This is a genomic window from Advenella kashmirensis W13003 (assembly GCF_000506985.1).
In the GTDB taxonomy this organism is placed as follows: Bacteria; Pseudomonadota; Gammaproteobacteria; order Burkholderiales; family Burkholderiaceae_B; genus Advenella; species Advenella kashmirensis_A.
The window spans coordinates 534,228-557,694 of record NZ_KI650980.1 but is presented as its reverse complement, the minus strand read 5'-3'; the positions used below and the strand labels follow the sequence as shown (position 1 = coordinate 557,694).

At 56.2% G+C, this 23,467-nt stretch carries 17 protein-coding genes; 8 read left to right on the top strand and 9 right to left on the bottom strand.

Annotated elements, in window-relative coordinates:
• The first annotated feature begins 142 nt into the window (after positions 1 to 142).
• From map to W822_RS37350, 4 genes are read left to right on the top strand one after another with little or no spacing between them, the layout of a single operon-like run.
• On the top strand, positions 143 to 946 hold the full coding sequence (map, locus tag W822_RS37365) for a type I methionyl aminopeptidase (protein ID WP_024005806.1): 804 nt from the start codon (positions 143 to 145) through the stop codon (positions 944 to 946).
• A 37-nt stretch (positions 947 to 983) separates the two neighbouring features.
• Complete coding sequence (locus tag W822_RS37360) at positions 984 to 3,587, top strand: [protein-PII] uridylyltransferase (RefSeq protein ID WP_024005805.1); 2,604 nt, start codon at positions 984 to 986, stop codon at positions 3,585 to 3,587.
• A 5-nt stretch (positions 3,588 to 3,592) separates the two neighbouring features.
• Entirely contained in the window at positions 3,593 to 4,306 is a 714-nt protein-coding gene (locus tag W822_RS37355) for a MarC family protein (protein ID WP_024005804.1), read from the top strand.
• Entirely contained in the window at positions 4,303 to 4,791 is a 489-nt protein-coding gene (locus W822_RS37350; protein WP_024005803.1) for a disulfide bond formation protein B, read from the top strand. Before W822_RS37355 ends, W822_RS37350 begins: the two co-directional genes overlap by 4 nt.
• 96 nt (positions 4,792 to 4,887) lie before the next feature.
• On the opposite strand, the gene W822_RS37345 is transcribed toward W822_RS37350, so the two are convergent.
• The 9 genes from W822_RS37345 to aceE form a co-directional block, all read right to left on the bottom strand.
• Entirely contained in the window at positions 4,888 to 6,129 is a 1,242-nt protein-coding gene (locus W822_RS37345) for a multidrug effflux MFS transporter (protein WP_024005802.1), read from the bottom strand.
• The gene (locus W822_RS37340) at positions 6,122 to 6,613 is read right to left on the bottom strand and encodes a MarR family winged helix-turn-helix transcriptional regulator (protein ID WP_024005801.1); all 492 of its coding nucleotides are present in this window, start codon (positions 6,611 to 6,613) and stop codon (positions 6,122 to 6,124) included. Before W822_RS37340 ends, W822_RS37345 begins: the two co-directional genes overlap by 8 nt.
• A 259-nt stretch (positions 6,614 to 6,872) precedes the next feature.
• On the bottom strand, positions 6,873 to 8,390 hold the full coding sequence (gene purF / locus W822_RS37335; RefSeq protein ID WP_024005800.1) for an amidophosphoribosyltransferase: 1,518 nt from the start codon (positions 8,388 to 8,390) through the stop codon (positions 6,873 to 6,875).
• 59 nt (positions 8,391 to 8,449) lie between these two features.
• A complete protein-coding gene (locus tag W822_RS37330) occupies positions 8,450 to 8,938 on the bottom strand; it encodes a CvpA family protein (protein ID WP_024005799.1) in 489 nt (162 codons plus the stop codon).
• 18 nt (positions 8,939 to 8,956) lie between these two features.
• Positions 8,957 to 9,898: an SPOR domain-containing protein gene (locus tag W822_RS37325; protein WP_024005798.1), complete on the bottom strand. Its 942-nt coding sequence runs from the start codon at positions 9,896 to 9,898 to the stop codon at positions 8,957 to 8,959.
• 32 nt (positions 9,899 to 9,930) lie between these two features.
• Complete coding sequence (gene folC / locus W822_RS37320) at positions 9,931 to 11,235, bottom strand: bifunctional tetrahydrofolate synthase/dihydrofolate synthase (RefSeq protein ID WP_024005797.1); 1,305 nt, start codon at positions 11,233 to 11,235, stop codon at positions 9,931 to 9,933.
• Between the two features lie 128 nt (positions 11,236 to 11,363).
• The gene (gene lpdA, locus W822_RS37315; RefSeq protein ID WP_024005796.1) at positions 11,364 to 13,265 is read right to left on the bottom strand and encodes a dihydrolipoyl dehydrogenase; all 1,902 of its coding nucleotides are present in this window, start codon (positions 13,263 to 13,265) and stop codon (positions 11,364 to 11,366) included.
• A gap of 12 nt (positions 13,266 to 13,277) precedes the next feature.
• A complete protein-coding gene (gene aceF / locus W822_RS37310; protein WP_024005795.1) occupies positions 13,278 to 15,041 on the bottom strand; it encodes a dihydrolipoyllysine-residue acetyltransferase in 1,764 nt (587 codons plus the stop codon).
• An 11-nt stretch (positions 15,042 to 15,052) separates the two neighbouring features.
• Positions 15,053 to 17,755: a pyruvate dehydrogenase (acetyl-transferring), homodimeric type gene (aceE, locus tag W822_RS37305; protein ID WP_024005794.1), complete on the bottom strand. Its 2,703-nt coding sequence runs from the start codon at positions 17,753 to 17,755 to the stop codon at positions 15,053 to 15,055.
• Positions 17,756 to 18,049: 294 nt separating this feature from the next.
• Here aceE and W822_RS37300 point away from each other — a divergent pair, with 294 nt between their 5' ends.
• Genes W822_RS37300 through W822_RS37285 form a run of 4 tightly spaced genes read left to right on the top strand, consistent with a single transcriptional unit; the run spans position 18,050 to position 23,462 of the window.
• Positions 18,050 to 19,804, top strand: a complete 1,755-nt coding sequence (locus tag W822_RS37300; RefSeq protein WP_024005793.1) for a PAS domain-containing sensor histidine kinase — start codon at positions 18,050 to 18,052, stop codon at positions 19,802 to 19,804.
• On the top strand, positions 19,801 to 20,406 hold the full coding sequence (locus W822_RS37295; protein ID WP_024005792.1) for a response regulator transcription factor: 606 nt from the start codon (positions 19,801 to 19,803) through the stop codon (positions 20,404 to 20,406). Before W822_RS37300 ends, W822_RS37295 begins: the two co-directional genes overlap by 4 nt.
• A 15-nt stretch (positions 20,407 to 20,421) precedes the next feature.
• Positions 20,422 to 21,291 carry a bifunctional methylenetetrahydrofolate dehydrogenase/methenyltetrahydrofolate cyclohydrolase FolD gene (folD, locus tag W822_RS37290; protein WP_024005791.1) on the top strand — a complete coding sequence of 290 codons (870 nt, stop codon included), beginning with the start codon at positions 20,422 to 20,424 and terminating at the stop codon, positions 21,289 to 21,291.
• Positions 21,288 to 23,462, top strand: a complete 2,175-nt coding sequence (locus W822_RS37285) for a M3 family metallopeptidase (protein ID WP_437177151.1) — start codon at positions 21,288 to 21,290, stop codon at positions 23,460 to 23,462. Before folD ends, W822_RS37285 begins: the two co-directional genes overlap by 4 nt.
• Positions 23,463 to 23,467: the final 5 nt, after the last annotated feature.

Sequence of the window (23,467 nt, the reverse complement as noted above, 5' to 3'; positions counted from 1 at the left end):
GCCACGCTAAAAATACGCTTAAAAACCACCGCTAAGACTTCTTTTTCAGAAGCCCGTTCTCCGAAATTGCCCGCAAATACACCAAACAATTCCGGGAAAGCCTATAATTCTACTATTATTTCACTCATATACTCAAGCAGTTATGGCTACTCTCACAAATCAAGAAGACATTCGTGCCATGCGCGCCGCCTGCGAAGACGCCGCCCTGGTACTGGATCATGTCGCACCCATGATCAAGCCGGGCATTACAACGGGTGAAATCAACAAAATCTGTCATGATTTCATGATCGAGCGCGGTGTTGAGTCGGCTACCATCGGCTACCAGCCACCGGGATATCCTCCCTTTACCGGCGCGGTCTGCACCTCGGTCAATCACGTTATTTGCCACGGCATCCCCGGCGATAAGAAACTCAAGTCAGGCGATGTGCTCAACATTGACGTCACCATCATCAAGGACGGCTGGTTTGGCGACACCAGTCGCATGTTCTATGTAGGAGAGCCTTCTATTTTAGCGCGTCGCCTGACCGATATCACCTACGAATGCATGTGGCTCGGTATCGAACAGGTACGCCCCGGGGCCACCCTGGGCGATATTGGCCATGCCATCCAGAAGCACGCCGAGGGCCAAGGGTTTTCGGTGGTCCGCGAATATTGCGGGCACGGCATCGGCCAGCGTTTTCACGAAGATCCCCAGGTGCTGCATTACGGCAAGCCGGGCGAAGGCCTCAAGCTCGAACAGGGCATGGTTTTTACCATTGAACCCATGATAAACGCCGGACGTCGGGAAAGCCGCGTTCTGGCAGACCAGTGGACGGTCGTGACACGCGACCACAGCCTGTCCGCCCAGTGGGAACACACCCTGATTGTGACAGAAAGCGGTTATGACGTACTGACCCGCTCGCCAGGCATGCCCGCTGCGCCCGCTTTTGTCAAAGGCCTGCCTTAAAGGCCGTTCGATGGCAGACGCGGCGCAGAGGAGTTTCATGAATACAGTCAGCCCGGCTCTTGCAATCCGGAACCGCCTCACTGAACAAAAAGCGCTGGCGCTGGAAAACTATCGCCAGACCCGCTCACGCCCTGATTCGCTGCTGGTCACGCTCAGAAAACAGGCTGACCAGGCCATGAAAGACCTGGTCGCCCACTTTCCGTTGCCCGCCGGTGCCAGTTTATGCGCCATTGGCGGATACGGCCGGGGTGAGCTCTACCCCTACTCGGATATCGATCTGCTCATCCTGCTGCAGCATCCTCCTGAAGCTGGTGAAAAGACCATGCTGGAACGGTTTGTTTCGTCACTGTGGGATCTGGGACTGGATATCGGCCATAGCGTACGCACCATCGACGACTGCCTGAGCGAGAGCGCGAGCGATATTACGGTGGAAACCGGGCTGCTGGAGCTGCGTTACATTCTGGGAAACCGCAAGCTGGCAACGGAACTTGAAAAACGCTTTCGGGAACAGTTGAATCCGCAGGATTTTTTCCTGGCCAAGCAGCTCGAATTGCAGCAGCGATACGCGCGGTATAGCGAAACGCCCTATTCTCTGGAACCCAATTGCAAGGAATCGCCCGGTGCCCTGCGTGATCTGCAGACTATCCAGTGGATCAGCCGCGCCGCCGGACTGTCCGGCAGCTGGCGCGACCTGGTCAGCCACGGCATGATGACGCGCGATGAAGCCGCCAAATGCGCCAAGGCCGAACAGGCGTTCAAGCGCCTGCGCATTGATCTGCATATCCTGGCCGGCAAGCGCGATGATCGCGTGCTGTTTCACATGCAGCCCCAACTGGCGGAAGTCTACCGGATCAGGACAACCGATGGACGGCGCCCCGGTGAAGTGCTGATGCAGCGTTACTATTGGGCAGCCCGTATTGTGTATCTGATGAATCACATCATGATGCAGAGTTTTCGGGAATATTTTTTCCCGGTTCAGGACTGCAGGGCCATGATCGACGAGGATTTCTGTCGCGTAGGCCAGCAGCTTGATCTGGTGGCAGACGATGCCTTCGAGCGCAAGCCCCAGTTGCTGCTCAAGGCGTTTCTGGTGCTGCAGCAGCATCCGGAAGTGAACGATATGTCGGCCAAACTGCAGCGACTGATCTGGAGCTCGCGCCATCGTATCGACGGGCAATTTCGCCGTAACCCGGTGAACAAATGGCTCTTTCTGCAAATACTGCAACAGCCTACCGGTATTGTTCATACCTTCCGCCGCATGAGCATGCTCAGCATCCTGCCGCAATACATTCCGGTATTCCGGAAAATTGTCGGGCAGATGCAGCACGACCTGTTTCATGTGTACACAGTTGACCAGCATACCCTGATGGTGATTCGCAATATCCGGCGTTTCACCATGCCCGAACACGCTCAGGAGTATCCGCTGGCCAGCAGGCTGATAGCAGATATGGACCAGCACTGGCTGCTGTATGTCGCCGCCCTGTTCCACGATATTGCCAAGGGCCGCGGCGGCAACCACTCCACGCTGGGCGCACTCGAAGTGCGCAGGTTTGCGCGCGACCACAACCTGGACGCAGACGACTGCCAATTGGTTGAATTTCTGGTCTTGCATCATCTGACCATGTCGTCCTTCGCCCAAAAGCGCGATTTGTCGGAACCCGCAGTCATTCAGGAATTTGCCGACATTGTCGGTACCGAAAGACGACTGACGGCACTCTATTTGCTCACGGTCGCCGACATCCGCGGCACCAGCCCCAAGGTATGGAACGCCTGGAAAGGCAAGTTGCTGGAAGATTTATACAACTACACACTGACCGCACTGGGCAGCAACGTCTTTGACCGGCAAACGGTCCTGACACAGCGCAAGAACGATGCGATGGCGCTGGTGCGCTTTTCGGGCATCAATGATCAGGATCGCGACCGCTTCTGGAACACGCTTGATGTCGCCTATTTTCTGCGACACGAAGCCCGCGACATCGCCTGGCACACGCGGCTGCTGTATCGCATGCTGCCGCAAGTGGGTGCGCAGGTGCGTGCCCGTCCCACTGAGAACAACGAAGGCATCCAGGTCATGGTCTACGTTAATGACCGCCCTGACCTGTTTGAGCAGATCTGCTCTTATTTCTACGAACAGCGCATCGATATTCTGGATGCCCGCATTCACACCACGCGCCAGGGCTATGCGCTGGACAGTTTCGTGGTGGACAGCGCTGCGATCGACGCTGACATCCGCTCAAATGTGCCGTTGATTGAACATGGCCTGCGCCAGCGCCTGAATGAACCGCTGCCGTCCCCAAACGAACCGCTCACCCTGAGCGGCAACCGTTATGTGGTCGGGGCCAATGTGCGCCGCTCGCGTACCTTTCCGCTGGTGCCCATTATTGAACTTTTACCCGACGAGAACAGTCATTACTGGCGATTATCTATTACTGCCATGGATAGCCCGGGTATTTTGTATGCGCTTGCCAATACATTCAAGCGTCACCAGATCAATCTGCAAATGGCCAAGGTCATGACGCTGGGAGATCGGGTCGAGGATATTTTTATTCTGGGCGGCAGTGCCCTGGATAATCCGCGAACGCAAATGCAGTTTAAACGTGATCTTCTGACCGCCATCAATAACCTGACCGCACAGAAATAGCCCGTATGAGCATCAACGACTATATCCTGATCTTCAGCCGCAGTTTTTTGTTTGTCCTGGCGACACTGCTTCCCATTGTCAATCCGCCTGCAGTAGCGCCCATTTTTCTGACTATGACCGAAGGCGCAAGCGCCACGACCCGCAAGCAACTTGCCAAACGCATTTCGGTCAATGCGTTTGTCATGCTCACCCTGGCCGCCCTGTTCGGCAATATGGTGCTGCGGTTTTTCGGCATTTCGCTGCCGATCGTGCGCGTGGGTGGCGGTCTGCTGGTGGTAGCCAGCGCCTGGCAACTGGTCAACGCCAAAGATCCCGATACCGATGCCCATGAAAAACTGGTGGAAAACTATTCCCAGGAAAAAGTAAAGGCCAGCGCGTTTTATCCACTCACCTTCCCCATTGCCTGCGGACCGGGCAGCATTTCGGCGGCCATCACCGTCGGCGCATCGTTTGACTTTATCAGCGCGGCATCGGGCGTGCTGAACGTCAGCGGCATGCTGCTTGCCGTGCTTAGCGTGAGCGCAATTCTGTTTTTCTGCCTGCGCTTTGCCGCACGCTTTCTGGCCCGTTTGGGCAAGTCCGGCACGGCCGTGTTTATGCGCCTGTCGGCCTTTATTCTCTTATGTATCGGTGTCCAGATTATCTGGGATGGCGCGCATGAACTGATCATGAGCCTGTTTGCCGATATCGCTTCCACCTACTCCAGGACTACGTTATGACCCAGTCTCGCCTGAATTTGATTGCTCTGCTCTGCCTTGTTGCTCTGGGCGTCGCCCTTGTCAGTCAGCATATTTTCGATATGCCGCCCTGCGCCTGGTGTGTACTGCAACGGCTGATTCTGCTGGTAACGGCGGTCGTATGCCTGCTAGGCAATTTGTTGCCAGGCGTGGCAAAACGGGTTGTAGCGGCGCTTGCTGCGGCACTCTCAATCGCAGGCTTGGTCGCGGCGTGGTATCAATATACCGTTGCCTCCGAAATGGTATCGTGCGACCGCACGTTTGCCGATATTTTCATGTCCAAAACCACAGGTCTGGATGGCATGGCGCCTTGGCTCTTTGGCATTTATGCCACCTGCATGGATGCCAAGGTTACCGTCCTGGGTGTCGAATATGTACTGTGGGCGATGCTGTTGTTCGTTGTGCTGCTGGTCATCAGTTGCTATGCGCTGATCGGCCGTACACAGCGTGCTCCCCGTTTCGGCTAACCATCCTGGAGCCCGCGGCTCTCAGATCTTCGCCGGCGCCACCTCTCTTGCCATCAGTCACACGGCGCTCCCGATGGCGTGTGCAACCTGATTAGCCTAATGAGGATGGGTTGAGGTTTCGGACACCAGCACATTATGCTCCTGCCGGCGATCCTGTTTCATGCCGTACCATAAACCGGCCTGGCCCAGAATGGCAGCGCATGCAAGTACGGTAAACGCAGTAAGCGCAGGATTATCCCCCAGCCCGACCAGCGCCGTACAGAGGGCGCCGATCGACATCTGCGTAAATCCGTAAAGCCCTGCAGCCGATCCCACAAGATGCCGCTCGACATTCAGTCCCTTGGTGAGTGCAGCAGGACTGGCCACACCGGCACCAATGGCGAACACAAACATCAGACCGGTGACCACCACGATATGCAGATGGCCCGTCAGCGTAAAGGCCAGCAGGAGAACTGCAGCAAATACGCTTAGCGCATTTCCCCCGATCAGCAATCGCTCCAGGGAGTAGCGACCGATCAATTGCCGCGTTGCCGCATTGCCCACCGACAGTCCCACGATCAGAAGGGTCAGATAAATGCCAACTTCCTGCAAAGGACGGTGCAGATCACCGGTGATAATGAACGGTGCCGCAGCAATAAAAGAATAGATCGCTGTCGTGGCACAACCGCCGCCGAAGGCATACCCCAGAAAGGATGGCGTGCTCAACAGGGACTTATAATCGTTAGCCAGCGCCGCCGGACTAACCTTTCCTGCCGGCGCGCCGGTTTCCGGCAACAGCCGCCAGGCCGACAACAGAGTGACCAGGCCCAGCAGCGCCAATGCATAAAATACCGCGCGCCAGCCAAAATGCAGCGTGAGCAGCGAGCCCAGCAACGGAGCCAGACCGGGTCCGGCCATCATGATCAAATTCAGAAGCGCCTGGTCTTTGACCGCGCTATCGCCCGCCGCTGTATCGCGCACGATAGCGCGGCCAAGTGCCAGCCCGGCACAGCCGCCCAGCGCCTGGAACAGTCTTGCCAGAATCAGGGTCGATTCGCTCTGCGCCAGCGACGCAGCCACGCCCGCGAGTACATAGATCGACAACCCGGCAATCAGCAGCGGCCGCCGCCCAAAGCCATCCGACAACGGACCGTAGACCAGTTGCCCCACCGCCAGCCCAAGAATATACAGACTGATTGTCATTTGCATGGCACTCATGCTGGCATGCAGATCATACGCTGCCGTGGGCATGGCAGGAACAAACATATGCATGGCCAGCGTGCCACTGAGCGTCACCAGCACGAGTAACCACAGGGGTGCCCGCACTACGTTTGAGGAGATTGCGATTTTTTCAGTCATGACGACCTTCTTCAGACCACAAGTTTTCGCCTAGCGATTCCATGGTTCCCAATAATTGTTGCAACACCGAACAGGCAGCACCCAGCTCGTCCGGATTCACGTCGCGAAAAAGACGTTTACGCCCTTCCTGCACCACCCTCTCTACAGTCGCCACGGTTTTTTGTCCTGCTGGCGTCAGATGAATCAATTTTTCCCGACGGTCTGTGCCCTCAAGGCGCTGAACGTACCCGGCCGTTTCCAGTCCATCCAGAAGACGGACCACAGACGAGCTATCCAGACCGATCAGCGCCGCCAGGTCTTTCTGACGCAGTGGCGCTTTGGCACGCGAGATATATAACAGGGGCAGCCAGGTCGCTTCTGTCAGACCCAGAGGCTGCAAGCGACGATCCACCAGCCGCCGCCATTGACGGTTCAGATGACCCGTCAGCGACAAGACCAGCCGTCGGGTATCGGTTTGATGAGTTAAGGGATGTAAGTTAGGCATAGTTGGTATATCAATAGATGACATATCAATTATATACCTTGAAATGTTGCATCGCAACACATGTGGCCGCATAGGCTATTAAAGTGCAGAAAAGAGCGGGTTAATCAATGATCGCCCGGCGTTAAAAAAACCTGCCCGGGTTAATCCCCAACCGGGCAGGTTTAAAAAATGGCTGTCTGTAGCGCCAGCGCTGTGAGCCGGCGACGACACATGCCGCCCCACATTACCTTCTAGGGCAAAACGAAGGCGGCACCTTGCTTTAAGCGTTGGCAGCGTAACCCATATTGAACTGCAGGCCGCCCACTGCCTGGCCTTCCTTGGCCTGATGGCGGGTCAGCCGCAGGCGCTCAAGATAGGCACTGTCGACATCGCCAGTTACATACTGTCCGTCAAAGCAGGACGATTCAAACTGGGTCAGGGCCGGGTTCAAATCTGAAATCGCCGACTTCAGGTCTTCGAGATCCTGATACACCAGCGCGTCGGCGCCGATTTCTTTGGCCACCTCTTCCGGCGTTCTGCCATTGGCAATGAGTTCATCCTGCGTCGGCATATCAATACCATACACATTGGGAAAGCATACCGGCGGCGCGGCCGACGCGAAAAAGACCTTGCGGGCTCCCGCTGCCCTGGCCATATCGACAATCTCGCGACTGGTGGTACCACGCACAATCGAGTCATCTACCAGCAGCACATTTTTATCCTTGAATTCCATGCTCATGGCATTCAGTTTCTGGCGTACCGATTTTTTCCTTACAGCCTGGCCGGGCATGATAAAGGTACGTCCGACGTAGCGGTTCTTGATAAAGCCTTCGCGATATTCAAGGTCCAGCCTGGAGGCCAGTTGCATGGCCGCAGGGCGGGAAGAATCGGGAATCGGCATGACAACATCGATTTCCTGCAGGCGAATTTGGCGGGCAACCTTATCGGCCAGATATTCGCCCATTTTCAGGCGCGCATTGTAAACATTGACGCCATTGATGGTTGAATCGGGACGGGCAAAATAAACATACTCGAAAATGCAGGGCGTCAGGACCGGATTGTCTGCGCATTGCTTTTCATGCACATTACCATCCAGATCAACGAATATGGCCTCACCGGCGTCAACATCACGTACGAAATCAAAGCCGCTGCCTTCGAGCGCAACCGACTCGGAAGCAACCATCCATTCCGTACCCAGCTCGGACTCGAATTTGCCCAGGCACAGCGGCCGGATGCCGAACGGATCGCGAAATGCCAGCAACCCGTACCCTGCGATCTGAGCAACGACGGAATAGGCGCCTTTGACCCTGCGATGAACCGCGGCAACCGCGTTGAACATGGCTTGCGGATCCAGGGAGGTGCCTTTTGCCGCGGACTGCAGTTCATGTGCCAGCACATTCAGCAGAACTTCGGAATCCGAATTGGTATTGATATGCCGCTGGTCGACCTTGAACAGGGATTCGCGCAGCTCCCGCCAGTTGGTCAGATTGCCGTTATGGGCGAACGTGATGCCGAAAGGCGCATTCACATAAAAGGGTTGCGCTTCTTCGAGCGAATCACTGGAGCCGGCCGTCGGGTAACGTACCTGGCCGATACCGGCATGTCCGGGAAGGTCACGCATATTACGGGTGCGAAAGACATCGCGAACCAGTCCATGCGCTTTGTACATATTAAAGTGGTTACCGTAGGCGGTGGCGATGCCTGCCGCGTCCTGCCCACGATGTTGCAGCAGCAGCAGGCTGTCGTACACCAGCTGGTTCACTGGACCACGCCCGACGATACCGATAATTCCGCACATAAAAAGCCTATTCTGAAAAGACGAGAGTAAAAACGAAAAAAAATAACAGGAAAATCAAATTAATAAGGCAGGTACGAGCCGATACTGTCCGGCAAGCGCATCTTGATTTCATGCACGGCCATGACAGCCATGGGTGAAAATCTTGCGTTGACCCACCAGGGTTCTTTGGGGAATGGCGTATAACCGGCCAGGACCACCAGGATCAGCACAATCATGACACCGCGCGCAATGCCGAATAAAATGCCCAGCCCCTGATCGGCTGGCCCCAGGCCGGTAGCCTCGATCATGGTCGCCAGCGTGACATTGACCAGGCCCACCACCAGCAAAATGGCAATAAATACCACCGCATAGCCGATACCCATACTGATCAGTGCATTGTTGATGTACTGCATGACCCAGGGGTACACCACCGGGCCCCACCAGATGGCGCCGATAAATGCAGCGGCATAAGCGATTAATGAGAAGGCTTCCTTGAGAAACCCTCTCATTAATCCCAGCAACCCCGAGATTGCGATAATCCCGAGGCAGGTGTAATCAAACTCAGTCACGTTTGTGCATGGACAAAATCAGTTTGACGAAATAAAACCATTGTCATAGCCCAGCGAACGCAGGCGCGTCTGGGCAGCCTGGGCAGCTTCACGCGACTTGAACGGACCGACACGCAAGCGGTAGATCTGTTTGCCATTGACCACAGAGTTCTGGACATAGACATTGGAGACGCCTTCGCCGGCCAGCTTGCTGCGGCGACTTTGCGCGTCATCGGCTGACCCATAGGAAGCGATCTGCAGCGAGTAATCGCCGGAAGTAACCTTGGGTTTGCTTTTTTCGACTGCCTCGGGCTCGCGGCCTTCCAGGATTGCCAGGGCGCGCGAACCGTCATCGGTGCGATTGCTATCCCTGATGCCGCCCTGCTTTTTGGGCTGTTCAGCCGGTTTGTTGGCGGCGGCCTTTTTGCGCTCAGCGGCCTTTTTGGCATCGGCGTCAGCTTTGGCTTGTGCGGCAGCATCGCGTTTTTCCTGTTCAGCCTGGGCTTCCGGCGTCTCGGGCTGGTTCGCCGTGCCCGAAGCGATGGAACGATTGGGATCAGCCGCCTGCAGCATGCCGGAGAGGGCCGGGTCTGTTGTACCCGGTTGCGTTGGCTGTTCGGCGGTTCCCGAGGCGACTGAACCGTTTACCGGTGGCGTCTGGGGTGCGCTGCCATCGGTGGTGGCCGATTGCGAGGTGGAAGTGGGGCCGCTGGACTCGACGCCCGGCGTGGTGGTGACCGAAAGCGAGTTGCTATCGCTGCCGCCACCGGATACCAGCGGTGGCGTTTGAGCAGGGGCCGGCGTGGTGTCCTTGCTACCGGTGTCGAGCACCATCGGTACAATAATGATGGCCGCCAGAACAAGAATAATCGCCCCGATCAAGCGGTTTCGCGCCTTGGCCCGCAGGTCGTTGGCCTGCTCTCCAGACTGTGTGCGACGTTGCCCTGGCCGATTATTGTCTTGTGAATTGAACAAACCCATAACGTATTCCTGACTGTTTATGAAGATAAGCTTCAGATGGCTGGACGCCCCAAATGCTGTAAGACTTCGGCCACTGTTAAAAAGGAGCCAAACACGACTATTCTATCATTGTCGGAGGCCTTTGAACGCGCAGAATCATAGGCGGCGGCGGGAGAATCGTAAACCGTTACGCTTGGTAACCCTTCTGCGTCGGCCGGCAGCAATTGCCGTATCCGCTGCGCAATATCCTCGCCGCTGCGGCCACGCTCCCCCTGCAGGGTGGCGCAATACCAGTGGTCAATCTTGCGGCCGAACTTTTCGATCACCTCGTCACAATCTTTATCGTTGACCATGCCAACCACGGCATGGGTATAGGGAAAATACGACATGCTATTGAGGTTGTGCGCCAGCACCGCCGCCGCATGAGGATTGTGCGCGACGTCCAGCACCACCGTCGGCTGTCCGGGGATAATCTGGAAACGCCCTGGCAACACCGCCTGCAACAGGCCCTGGCGCACCGATTGCTGCGGCACCGCCAGCCTGTCCCGCAGCGCTTCAATGGCAGCCAGTGCAGCCGAGGCGTTAAGCAACTGGTTGGCGCCGCGCAAGGCCGGATAGGCCAGCGCATTGCGCCGCTGACCGCGGCCGGCATAGGCCCACTGCTGTTTGTCTGCAGAATAATTGAAGTCCCGGCCGAACAGCCAGAGGTCGGCGCCAATTTCACGGGCGTAATCGATTACCGTTTGCGGCGGTTCCGGGTCACTGCAAATGGCCGGACGGCCCTGGCGGAAGATATGGGCTTTTTCCCAGCCGATTTTTTCCCGTGTATTGCCCAGCCACTGAATATGATCGATATCGACGCTGGTAATGATCGAACAGTCGGCATCGATAATATTGACGGCATCCAGCCGTCCACCCAGTCCGACTTCCAGAATGGCCACGTCAATCTCATGCGCTTTGAACAACAATAGCGCGGCCAAGGTGGTGTATTCGAAGTACGTCAGTGAAATGTCGCCGCGTGCCGTTTCAATACGCGCCAATTGCTCGACAATTTGTTCATCGCTTGCCAGTTCGCCACGAATGCGTATGCGTTCGTTAAAGTCGATCAAGTGCGGCGAGGTATACATGCCGGTTTTATAACCGGCAGCAAGATAGATGGATTCGAGCATGGCACAGGTTGACCCCTTGCCATTGGTGCCGCCCACTATGATCTTGACACCGCCTCCCTGGTCTGCTTGCAAACGCTGCGCGACTGCTTTGACCCGGTCCAGACCAAGTTCAATCGCAACAGGATGCAGGGATTCAAGATAGGCCAGCCAGTCAGCCAGAGAATGCGTACTTGTAGGGGCAACAGACATGATAGGAATAAAATACCCGAAAGACGAATTTTAAGTCATCAAAATGAAAAACACTCTTATTTTCGGCGTATGCCTTAAATAAGAGTGTCTTGAAGCGACGGTGCGTAACCGTTACCGCAATATTTGCACTACTTGCGTTTAACCGGCGGCAGATCGGTACATGTACCGTGAGCCACTTCGGCTGCCATGCCCACCGATTCACCCAGAGTCGGATGCGGGTGAATGGTTTTGCCGATATCGACCGTATCCGCGCCCATTTCCACGGCCAGTGCCACCTCTGAGATCAGATCGCCGGCATGGGTGCCGACAATGCTGCCGCCGATAATGCGGTGGGTTTCAGCATCAAACAGCAGTTTGGTAAACCCTTCGGATCGGCCATTGGCAATGGCGCGTCCCGAGGCTGCCCAGGGAAAGACCCCCTTCTCATATTTAATGCCCTGCTTTTTGGCTTCCTCTTCAGTCAGCCCAGCCCACGCAACTTCAGGATCGGTGTAGGCCACGGAAGGAATCACGCGGACATCGAAATAGCTTTTCTGTCCGGCAATGACCTCTGCAGCGACGTGCGCTTCATGCACAGCTTTGTGCGCCAGCATGGGCTGCCCCACAATGTCGCCGATCGCAAAAATATGCGGTACATTGGTGCGCATCTGTTCGTCTACCTCGATAAAGCCGCGCTCGGTTACGTTGACGCCGGCGCGGTCAGCGCCGATTTTCGCACCATTGGGCGAGCGCCCCACCGCCTGCAGAACCAGATCGTAACGCTGTGGCTCTGCCGGCGCGGCATCGCCCTCGAATTTGACCCAGATACCGTCCGGCTTGGCTTCGGCTGAAACGGTCTTTGTTTTGATCATGATCTGATCAAAACGTCCTTCGTTTTTCTTCTGCCAGACTTTAACCAGATCCCGGTCTGCGCCTTGCATCAGACCATCGAGCATTTCGACGACATCCAGGCGTGCGCCCAGCGCAGAATAAACGGTGCCCATTTCCAGGCCGATAATGCCGCCGCCGATAATCAGCATTTTTTTCGGAATGCTTTTGAGCTGCAGCGCGCCGGTCGAATCGACGATCCGTTCGTCCTGTGGCAGGAAAGGCAATTTGACAGACTGACTGCCAGCCGCAATGATGGCATGCTTGAACGCGACTGTCTCGGTCGAACCATCATCCTTTTTAACGGAGAGATGATGTTCATCGGCAAATGTGCCCAGACCCTGAACGACCTTGACCTTGCGGGCCTTTGCCATGCCGGTAAGACCACCGGTCAGCGTCGACACAACTTTGTCCTTGGCCTCGCGCAGTTTATCCAGATCAATAGTCGGCTCGGCAAAAGTAATGCCGTTCTGCGCCAGGTGTTTGGCCTCTTCGAGCACGGCCACGTTATGCAGCAGAGCCTTGGACGGGATACACCCGACATTTAAGCAGACCCCTCCCAGCGTGGCGTAGCGTTCGACCAGCACGACACTGAGCCCCAGGTCTGCGGCGCGAAAAGCGGCCGAATAACCGCCCGGCCCCGCGCCCAGCACGAGAACATCGCAGCCGTCTGCCGGCGCGTTGGCTGGTGGCGAATATTTACCCTGTTCGGCCTCGCCGGATTGGCCGCTGCTGCTGCGTTGAGCCGCAGGCTGCTTCTGTTCCTCGGTTTTTTCGGCTTTCGTATCGCTCGATTGGGCGGTACGATCCGCCTTTTTGTCGGAGATGCCGACGGCCGCATCTGATGTGTCCGAAGCTGGTGCCGCGCCCTTCCCGGCCGCATCCTTAGCGGCTGCATCTTTAGCAGTCGCATCAGCGCCGGCTGCAGCGCCTTCCAGCGTCAGGATGACTGTCCCTTCGGACACCTTGTCACCCACCTTGACCGCCAGCGACACGACCTTGCCTGCGGCAGACGACGGGATTTCCATGGACGCCTTATCCGACTCCACGGTGATCAGGCTCTGCTCTTCCTTGATCGTATCGCCTTCGGCAACCAGCACTTCAATCACTTCCACCGTATCGAAGTCGCCGATATCGGGTACCTTGATTTCAATTTGACTCATCTGTTTCTCCGGTCAGATCAGGACACGACGGAAGTCCGCCAGAATCGCCGCCAGATAGGCATTGAAGCGGGCTGCGGCTGCGCCGTCAATCACGCGATGATCGTAGGAAAGCGACAGCGGCAGCATAAGCCGGGGTGCAAACTCCTTGCCATTCCAGACCGGTTGCATGGATGATTTGGATACGCCAAGGATCGCCACTTCAGGCGCATTGATAATCGGCGTGAAACTGGTGCCACCGATACCGCCCAGTGAGCTGATTGAGAAGCATCCGCCCTGCATCTGCGCCGGTGACAGCTTGCCGTCGCGCGCCAGTTTTGCCAGTTCGGTCATTTCCTTGGCAATTTGGCTGACGGTTTTCTTGTCCGCATCTCGAACCACCGGCACCACCAGGCCATTGGGCGTATCCGCCGCAAAACCAATGTGGAAGTACTGCTTGAGGACCAGATTATCGCCACTGAGCGACGCATTGAACTCGGGGAATTTCTGCAGGCACGAGACCACCGCCTTGATCAGAAACGCCAGCATGGTGAACTTGACCCCGGCCTTCTCATATTCCTTGTTCATGGACACACGGAATGCTTCCAGCTCGGTAATGTCGGCCTGTTCATTGTTGGTGACATGCGGAATCATGACCCAATTGCGATGCAAATTGGCGCCGGAGATTTTCTTGATGCGCGACAAGGGTTTGCTTTCTATCGGACCAAACTTGGTGAAGTCGATATTGGGCCAGTCAAGCACACTCAGCCCGCCGCCACCGACCTGCGTGCTTGTCGTAGTCGATGATGAACTGGTAGCCACAGACAGCGCTGCCTTGACGAATTTGCGAACGTCATCCTGCGTGATGCGCTGCTTTTCTCCAGACCCGGTAATTTGGGTCAGGTCAACGCCCAGCTCACGGGCAAATTTGCGAACGGAAGGCGATGCATGCGGCAGGCTGCGCGAGGAAACGGCAGACCCGAAGGCAGCCGTTGGCGACACGCGCGGGTGGCTTGTGCTGCTCTGAGCCGAGGCTGCTGGCGCTTTGGCGGCAGCGGCGGGTTCGCCCTCTGCCTTGTCAGCCTTGCTGTCTGCCGGTTGACTTTGTGCTTTGTCGCCAGCCGGTGCCGGCGCCGGTTTGCCCGCCGCTCCACTGGCTTTGAGGGTGACTATTGCGGTGCCTTTGGCGACTTTATCGCCGACCTTAACCAGCACCGCCTCGACTTCGCCTTCATCGGAAGACGGAATCTCCATGGATGCCTTGTCGGATTCGACCGTAATCAGGCTTTGCTCCTGCGAAACCTTGTCGCCCGCCGCTACCAGCACTTCGATGACTTCGACTTCGCTGAAATCGCCGATATCGGGAACGGTCACTTCAACAGTGCCGCTCTGACTGGCCTGAGCACTCTGCGCATCTTCTTGAGCGTCAGCGTCATGAGAATCGTCAGCCGCCTTTGCCTTGTCATCCGAGCGTTGCGCAGCAGCGTCCTGGGTTTCGGCCTCTTTCTCCTGGCTGGCTGCAGCCTGCTGATCCGCGCCCTTATCTGAGCCGGCATCGCCTGCCGCCTCCAGGGTCAGAATGACCTTGCCTTCGGCCACTTTGTCGCCGACCTTGACGTTGATATCCTTGACCACGCCGGCAGCGGACGATGGAATTTCCATGGAAGCCTTGTCAGACTCGACCGTGATCAGGCTTTGTTCTTCCTTGATGGTATCGCCCGGCGCAACCAGCAGCTCAATGACTTCAACTTCACTGAAGTCGCCAATGTCCGGAACCTTGATTTCGATTACATTGCTCATAATGATCTGCCTTATGCGTGGTGAGGATTGGCTTTGTTGATATCAATGCCATATTTCTGAATGGCTTCGCTCACTTTCGATTTGTCGATGGTGCGGTCGTCGGCCAGCGCCTTGAGCGCTGCCAGCACAACGAAATGGCGATCCACCTCGAAATGCTCACGCAACTTGTAACGGAAGTCGGAACGACCAAAGCCGTCCGTACCCAACACCCGGTAAGTGCGCCCTTTAGGCATAAAGTCACGCACCTGGTCGGCAAACAGTTTCATGTAATCGGTCGAGGCAACGATCGGACCATCGGTCGCGCTCAGTTGCTGCGTGATATACGGCACTTGCGGTTTGCCGTCTGGATTGAGCAGGTTGTGACGATCCACATCCAGCCCTTCGCGACGCAGTTCGGTAAAGCTGGTCACGCTCCAGACATCGGAAGAAATATCCCAATCCTGCTTGAGCAGTTCCTGGGCCTTGATGACTTCGCGCAAAATCGTACCCGAACCCATCAACTGGACATGCTGCTTGCCGCCCGTGGTCGATTGCAGTTTATACATTCCCTTGATGATGCCTTCGGCGTCACCCTCTTTCAGGCCGGGTTGCGCGTAGTTCTCATTCATCAGTGTAATGTAGTAATACACATTTTCCTGATCTTCCACCATCCGCTTTAAGCCATGCTGCATGATCACAGCGACTTCGTGCGCAAAGGTCGGATCGTAGCTGACGCAGTTGGGAATGGTCGATGACAGAATATGGCTGTGGCCGTCTTCGTGTTGCAAACCTTCGCCATTGAGCGTGGTACGACCCGCCGTGCCGCCCAGCAGGAAGCCGCGGCTTTGCATATCGCCTGCGGCCCAGGCCAGATCGCCGACACGCTGGAATCCGAACATCGAGTAATAGATGAAGAACGGAATCATGATCCGGTTGTTGGTCGAATACGATGTCGCCGCCGCAATCCATGAAGCAAAGGCACCCGCCTCGTTGATGCCTTCCTGCAGCAACTGGCCGTTAGCCGATTCCTTGTAGTACATCACCTGGTTCTTGTCTACCGGTGTGTACTTCTGGCCTTCAGGCGCATAAATGCCGATTTGCCTGAACAGGCCTTCCATTCCGAAGGTGCGTGATTCGTCGGCCAGAATCGGTACCACCCGCTCGCCCAGTTGTTTGTCACGCAACAGTTGATTGAGGAAACGTACAAAGGCCTGAGTGGTGGAAATCTCCCGACCCTCGCTGGTTGGCTCCAGCACCGCCTTGAATACGTCCAGCGCAGGGACCTTCAGTTTTTCGTCGGCCTGTGGGCGACGACGCGGGTAATAGCCACCGAGTTTTTCGCGATGTTCGCGCAGATATTTCATTTCCGGCGAATCTTCAGCCGGCTTGTAATACGGCAGGTCTTCGAGCTGCTCATCAGTGACCGGGATGTTGAAGCGATTGCGGAAATCGCGCAGGGAATTGATATCCAGTTTTTTCTGCTGGTGCGCCGGATTCTGACCCTGCGCGACCGAGCCAAGCCCATAACCCTTGATGGTTTTGGCCAGAATAACCGTAGGCTGACCCACGGTATTCTGCGCCGCATCAAAGGCCGCGTACACTTTGTAAGGGTCATGGCCCCCACGATTCAGACGCCAGATTTCCTCGTCGCTCATGCGGCTGACCATCTCCAGCAAGCGAGGATCCTTGCCGAAGAAGTGCTCGCGCACGTAAGCGCCATCGTTTGCCTTGCAGGCCTGGTATTCACCGTCGACAGTTTCCTGCATTACCTTGCGCAGGATACCGTCCTTGTCGCGTGCCAGCAGCGGATCCCAATAGCCGCCCCAAATAAGCTTGATGACGTTCCAGCCGCTGCCGCGGAACTCGCCTTCCAGCTCCTGAATGATTTTGCCGTTGCCTCGCACCGGACCGTCCAGGCGCTGCAGGTTGCAGTTGATCACAAAGATCAGGTTGTCCAGCTTCTCGCGTGCCGCCAGGCTGATCGCACCCAGGGATTCGGGTTCGTCCATTTCGCCATCGCCGCAAAAGACCCACACTTTACGGTTGCTGGTATCCGCGATACCGCGCGCATGCAGATATTTAAGGAAGCGGGCCTGATAAATGGCCATCAACGGGCCCAGGCCCATGGAGACGGTCGGAAACTGCCAGAATTCCGGCATCAGCTTGGGGTGCGGATAGGACGGCAGACCTCTGCCGCCGACTTCCTGGCGGAAGTTGTCCAGTTGATCTTCGCTCAGGCGGCCTTCAATATAGGCGCGGCCATATACGCCGGGAGATGAATGCCCCTGGAAATACACCAGGTCGCCGCCATGGTTTTCGCTTTCAGCATGCCAGAAATGGTTCTGTCCGCAACCGAACATGGTTGCCAGCGAAGCGAATGAGGCGATATGACCACCCAGATCGCCGCCATCTTCAGGGTTGTGCTTATTGGCCTTGACAACCATGGCCATCGCGTTCCAGCGGATATAGGAACGGATACGCTCTTCCATGGCGATATTGCCGGGATGACGCGGCTCCAGCCCCGGAGGGATGGTGTTGACATACGCGGTATGGGGAGAATAAGGGATATTCGAGCCGGACCTGCGCGCCAGATCGGTGAGCTGCTCCAGCAGAAAGTGTGCGCGTTCGGGGCCTTCCCTGTCCAGCACGGCTTCCAGAGAGTCGAGCCATTCCTGGGTTTCTACGGTATCCACATCTGTGGATTTGCCTGTCTGAGCTTTATCTGACGTAGACATTGAGTTCTCCATATCAATTTTCTATGTTGGCCACCGCACGCTTCGTGTTTATGTAACCATACCATTTTCGGTGTCGCGCACACCCCTTTTGGGTCCGGTGTACACGGGACTGCTGTCCATTCTAAAAGAGCCTCGCGCCTGTGACAAGGAATATTTTATATAATGATATTGAATTTTATAATATGAAATTTGCATTGCAGCGCAACATGCATTTAATGACAAAACTGACGCTCTTGCTGTGATTTTGCATCTAACTCCTTTAAAATGTCAGCGTTATGAATTGTGACCAATAGCATGCCCGAATTACCAAGCAAATCTTTGCTGACCTCGTCTTTTTACGATAGTGCAAAATTCAGGAAACGCGGCCTGTACTGGATCACCCCCGTTTTTGTTCTGGTGCTGTATCTGCTGGTCATGGCCGGTTTTTTCTGGCTCCAGCGGCTGCATAGCGAAAGCGTCATGTTTGTCACCATGGACGAAGAAACCCGGCAGCAGCGCCTGCTATTCTTTGTCATCGCCCTCTCCCTCATTATTATTATCAGTCTGCTCGCTCTGTGGCGCTATACGCGTTTTCGCGCACATGCCGAAGCTGCCCTGCAGGCTGAAACCAGCTTTCGTCGCGCCATGGAAAACTCCATGTCCACCGGCATGCGCGTGCTGGACATGCAGGGACGCATCGCTTACGTGAACCCGGCATTCTGCCGCATGATGGGCTGGAACGAAGCTGATCTGCTGGGTAAAAGCACCCCTTTTCCCTATTGGGTGCCGGGCCGCTATGACGAACACCAGCGCACGCTGGATATTCTCATGTCAGGCAAAACCCCCAGTACCGGACTGGAAGTCGAAGCCCAACGGCGTGATGGTTCACGTTTTACATCCCGCATGTATGTGTCGGCCCTGCGCGATCCCAACGGTGAACAAATCGGCTGGATGACCTCCATGACCGACATTACCGAACCCAAGCGCGTGCGCGAAGCGCTGGCTGCCGCACATGAGCGCTTCATGACGGTGCTCGAAGGCCTGGATGACGCCATCTCTGTCGTGGCCGATACCGTCAACGGACGCGAACTGCTGTTTGCCAACCGGACCTACCGGCGCCTGTTCGGCTCGCAGCCACAGGGGCATGCCGAACTGCTGGCCGGACGCCGCGGCCGTTTTACCGAAGACTCAATCGAACAGTATGCGCCCAGCGTCAACAGCTGGTTCGAGGTTCAGCACCGCATGCTGGTCTGGACAGATGGCCGGCGCGTGCGCCTGCAGGTGGCGCGCGATATTACCGAAAGGCGCAAGCACGAAGAAGAGTCGCGCAACCAGCAGGAAAAAATCCAGCTCACCAGCCGCCTGACCACCATGGGGGAGATGGCCTCTTCACTCGCGCACGAACTGAACCAGCCGCTGACGGCCATCGCCAACTACAATATGGCCGCCGTCGCCATGGTCAAGTCAGGTCGCGCCACCAATGAGTCGTTACTCTCGGCACTTGAAAAAGCGGCCAACCAGGCCGAACGCGCCGGCAAGATCGTCAGCCGTATCCGTGAATTCGTCAAGCGCAGCGAGCCGCGCCGCCAGCGCGTGCCGGTCGAAGAGATCGTCGAGCATGCGCTGGATTTTGCGGAAATCGACGCGCGCAAACGCCAGATCCGCATTGACGCCATTATTCCCGATCATATTCCCCATGTGCTGGCTGACCCCATTCTGATTGAGCAGGTTTTGCTCAATCTGGTCAAAAATGGCCTGGAAGCCATGAATCATACGGAATACGATCTGCTTACCGTGGAAATCAAACTGCAAAGTCCGCTGGTCGAATTCATCGTCACGGATCGCGGCCACGGAATCAAGGAACCCGAACGTTTGTTTGAACCCTTTTTCAGCACCAAATCAGAGGGGCTGGGAATGGGGCTTAATATATGCCGGACCATTATCGAGTCGCATCACGGCAGACTTTGGGCACAGGCAAATCCCGAAGGAGGTACTCTCTTTCATTTCACGCTGCCCTGCGCTCCACAAGAGCCCAATGAATTACCCATTACAGAGGAATTAACCGTATGAACAACTCAAGCAGCATTGTATATATCGTAGACGACGACGAAGCGGTACGGGATTCGTTACGCTGGCTTCTGGAAGCCAACGGCTATCAGGTTGTCGCATTTGACAGCGCAGAGAAGTTCCTCGAAAGCTACAACCCGAACATCGTCAGCGTGCTGATCGCCGACGTGCGCATGCCTGGCATGTCGGGCCTGGAGTTGCAGGAAACCCTGGTGGCGCGCAAGGCCACCATACCGGTGGTCTTCATCACCGGTCATGGCGACGTGCCGATGGCCGTATCCACCATGAAAAAAGGCGCAGTCGATTTCCTGGAAAAACCATTTAATGAAGCCGATCTGCGCGAAATTATTGCGCGCATGCTTGAACAGGCGATCAACAACGCCTCTGAACAGCAGGCCCGTAAAAATCATGAAGAACTGATCGGCCGCCTGACTGCCCGTGAACAGCAAGTGCTGGAACGCATTGTTGCCGGCAGGCTGAACAAACAGATTGCCGACGACCTGAACATCAGTATCAAGACGGTCGAAGCACATCGTGCAAATATCATGGAAAAACTCGAGGTGACCACGGTCGCCGATTTAATGAAAGTCGCATTGGTCAAGTAGGACAACAGAAACAACATGACAGCACGTATTATCGATGGCAAACAGCTGGCCGAAAAACTCAAGCTGGAACTGGTTCCCCGTCTGGCCAGCCTGAAGGAACAGGGAATCGTTCCTTCACTGACTGTCATTCTTGTCGGCGACGACCCTGCCTCGCAGGTATATGTCAATCACAAGGCCAATACCTTCAATAAGCTGGGTCTTGTGTCCTCGGTGGAAACCTACCCGGCCACGATGACCGAAACCGAACTGCTTGCCCGTATTCAGACACTGAACAACGACGCCTCAGTCAATGGCATCCTGGTGCAACTGCCGCTGCCACCGCATTTCAATGCGGACACAGTCATCGAAGCGATTTCTCCGGCCAAAGACGTTGACGGTTTTCACGTGAGCAATGCCGGCGCGCTCATGATCGGTAAACCGACGTTCATTCCCTGCACTCCTTTTGGCGTCATGAAAATGCTGGAAGATCAGCAGGTGACCATTCGCGGTGCGGAAGCGGTTGTTGTGGGCGCCAGCAATATTGTCGGCAAACCCATGGCACTGCTGCTGCAAAAGGCAGGCGCCACCGTGACCATCTGCAATTCCAAGACCCGGGACCTGGGCGCCCAGACCCGGCGCGCAGATATACTGGTGGTAGCGACAGGCAAACCCGGCATGATCACAGGTGACATGATCAAACCCGGCGCCGTCGTCATTGACGTGGGCATCAATCGGGGCGAAGACGGCAAGCTGCGAGGGGATGTGGAGTTTGATACAGCCCGGGAAGTGGCCTCGGCCATTACGCCGGTTCCCGGCGGCGTCGGCCCCATGACGATTGTCATGCTGCTGCTCAATACCGTTCATGCAGCCGAAGAGCAGCACAAAAAACAGCACGCTTCACTATGACCCACATTCAGGATGTCCAGACCATGACCGAGACCGCTTGCGGCAACCCCTTACTTGCCCCGATTACCGAGCTGATCGATTACGCATCCATCCGCCCGGAGCATATTGAACCCGCCATCGGTCAGCTTCTTGCAGAAACACGCCAGGGCATAGAAACGCTGGTCAGTGCCGAGCGCGAGCCCGATTGGGACAATTTCATCGAACCCATGGAAACGCTGTCAAGCCGCTTGTGGCGCGCCTGGTCGGTCGCCGGGCACCTGAATTCCGTCATCAACACCGCAACGCTGCGCGAAGCGTACAACGCGATGCTGCCGGTCATCACCGAGTTCTCCAGCTGGATCGGCCTGAACCACGATCTGTTCAAGCGTTATCAGGCGGTTTCCGAGAGTGCGGCATTTGCACACTATACCCCCACCCGCAAGCGGATTATCGAACTGGCCTTGCGCGACTTCCGCTTAAGCGGTGTCGAACTCGAAGGCCAAAAGCGGGAACGCTATGCGCAACTGAACGAAGAGATTGCGCTCACGTCCCAGAAATTTTCCGAAAACGCGCTCGACGCCATGGACAACTGGCATTATCAGGTTGACGACGCCGCCATGCTTGAGGGTCTGCCCCAGGACGTGATTGATGCGGCGGCGCAAGCCGCTCGCGACGCGGCCGCCGAAACAGAAAAACCGGCGGGCCACGAGCATACCCAGGGGACCGATAATACTCAGACCGCTGGTAATACTCTGAACCCCGGCTGGCGATTTACGCTGAAGATGCCCTGCTATCTTCCTGTCATGCAGTACGCCAAAAACCCCACGCTTCGCGAAGCGCTTTACCGTGGTTATGCCACCCTGGCCTCGGAATTGGGCGACGTACAGTACGACAACTCCGCCGTGATCGAAAAACTGCTGGCCCTGCGCCTGGAAGACGCCCAATTGCTGGATTATGGTAATTTCGCGCAAATGCGGCTGCAAACCCGCATGGCGCAATCGGCCGACGAAGTCATTACCTTCCTGCGTGATCTGGCTGCAAAAGCGCGGCCCTTCGCACAGGCAGACGTCGCCGCCCTGCGCGAATTTGCTGCCAAAGAACTGGGCATGAACGAGCTGCAGCCCTGGGATTACACCTATGTGTCCGAACAGTTGCGACAGGCCCGCTATGCTTATTCCGACGAAGAAGTGCGCCAGTACCTGACCGAAGCCAATGTCATGAACGGGCTGTTTGGTGTGATCCGTACCCTGTTCGATATTGAACTCGTGCCTTTTGATGCACCGGTATGGCATGCCGATGTGCGCGTCTTCGAGGTACGTGAACAGGGCCGCTCCATCGGCTTCCTGTACACCGACCTGTACGCCCGCAAGGGTAAGCAAAGCGGTGCGTGGGTAGACAGCGAGCGCAGCCGGCACGTGACCGACACTCTGAACATCATGCCGGTTGTCTATCTCAATTGCAATTTTTCACGCCCGCAGGGCGACAAACCGGCCCTGCTCACGCACGATGACGTCATTACGCTGTTTCACGAATCGGGCCACGCGCTGCACGCGCTGCTGTCCAAAGTCGATGAGCCGGCTGCCTCGCCTTTTGCCAGCGTCGAATGGGACGCCATCGAATTGCCTTCGCAATTCATGGAAAATTTCACCTGGGAATGGCCCGTCTTTCGCAGCATGGCGATTCACTGGCAAACCGGCAAACAAATGGACAAGGCCTTATTCGATCGCCTGCTGTCCGCCAAAAATTTCCAAAGCGGCATGCAGATGGTGCGCCAGATCGAATTCTCTTTATTCGATATGCTGATCCATACCCGCGAGAAACCGCTGTCCATTACAGCAGTCATGGAGATTCTCACGCAAGTGCGTCAGGAAGTATCGGTCATTATGCCGCCATCCTGGAACCGCTTTGCGCATAATTTCTCGCATCTGTTTGCCGGCGGCTATGGCGCAGGCTATTACAGCTACAAATGGGCCGAAGTGCTGTCGGCCGATGCCTACAGTCTGTTTGAAGAACAGGCAGATGAGACACACGGAACATTGAGTCCGCAAATTGGTCAATCCTTCAAGGATAATATTCTTGCCGTTGGGGGCTCGCGCCCTGCGGCCGAATCCTTTGAAGCATTTCGTGGCCGGGGCCCATCCCCGGAAGCGCTGTTGCGTCACAGTGGGCTGATTGCCGACGCGACCGCGTGATTGTT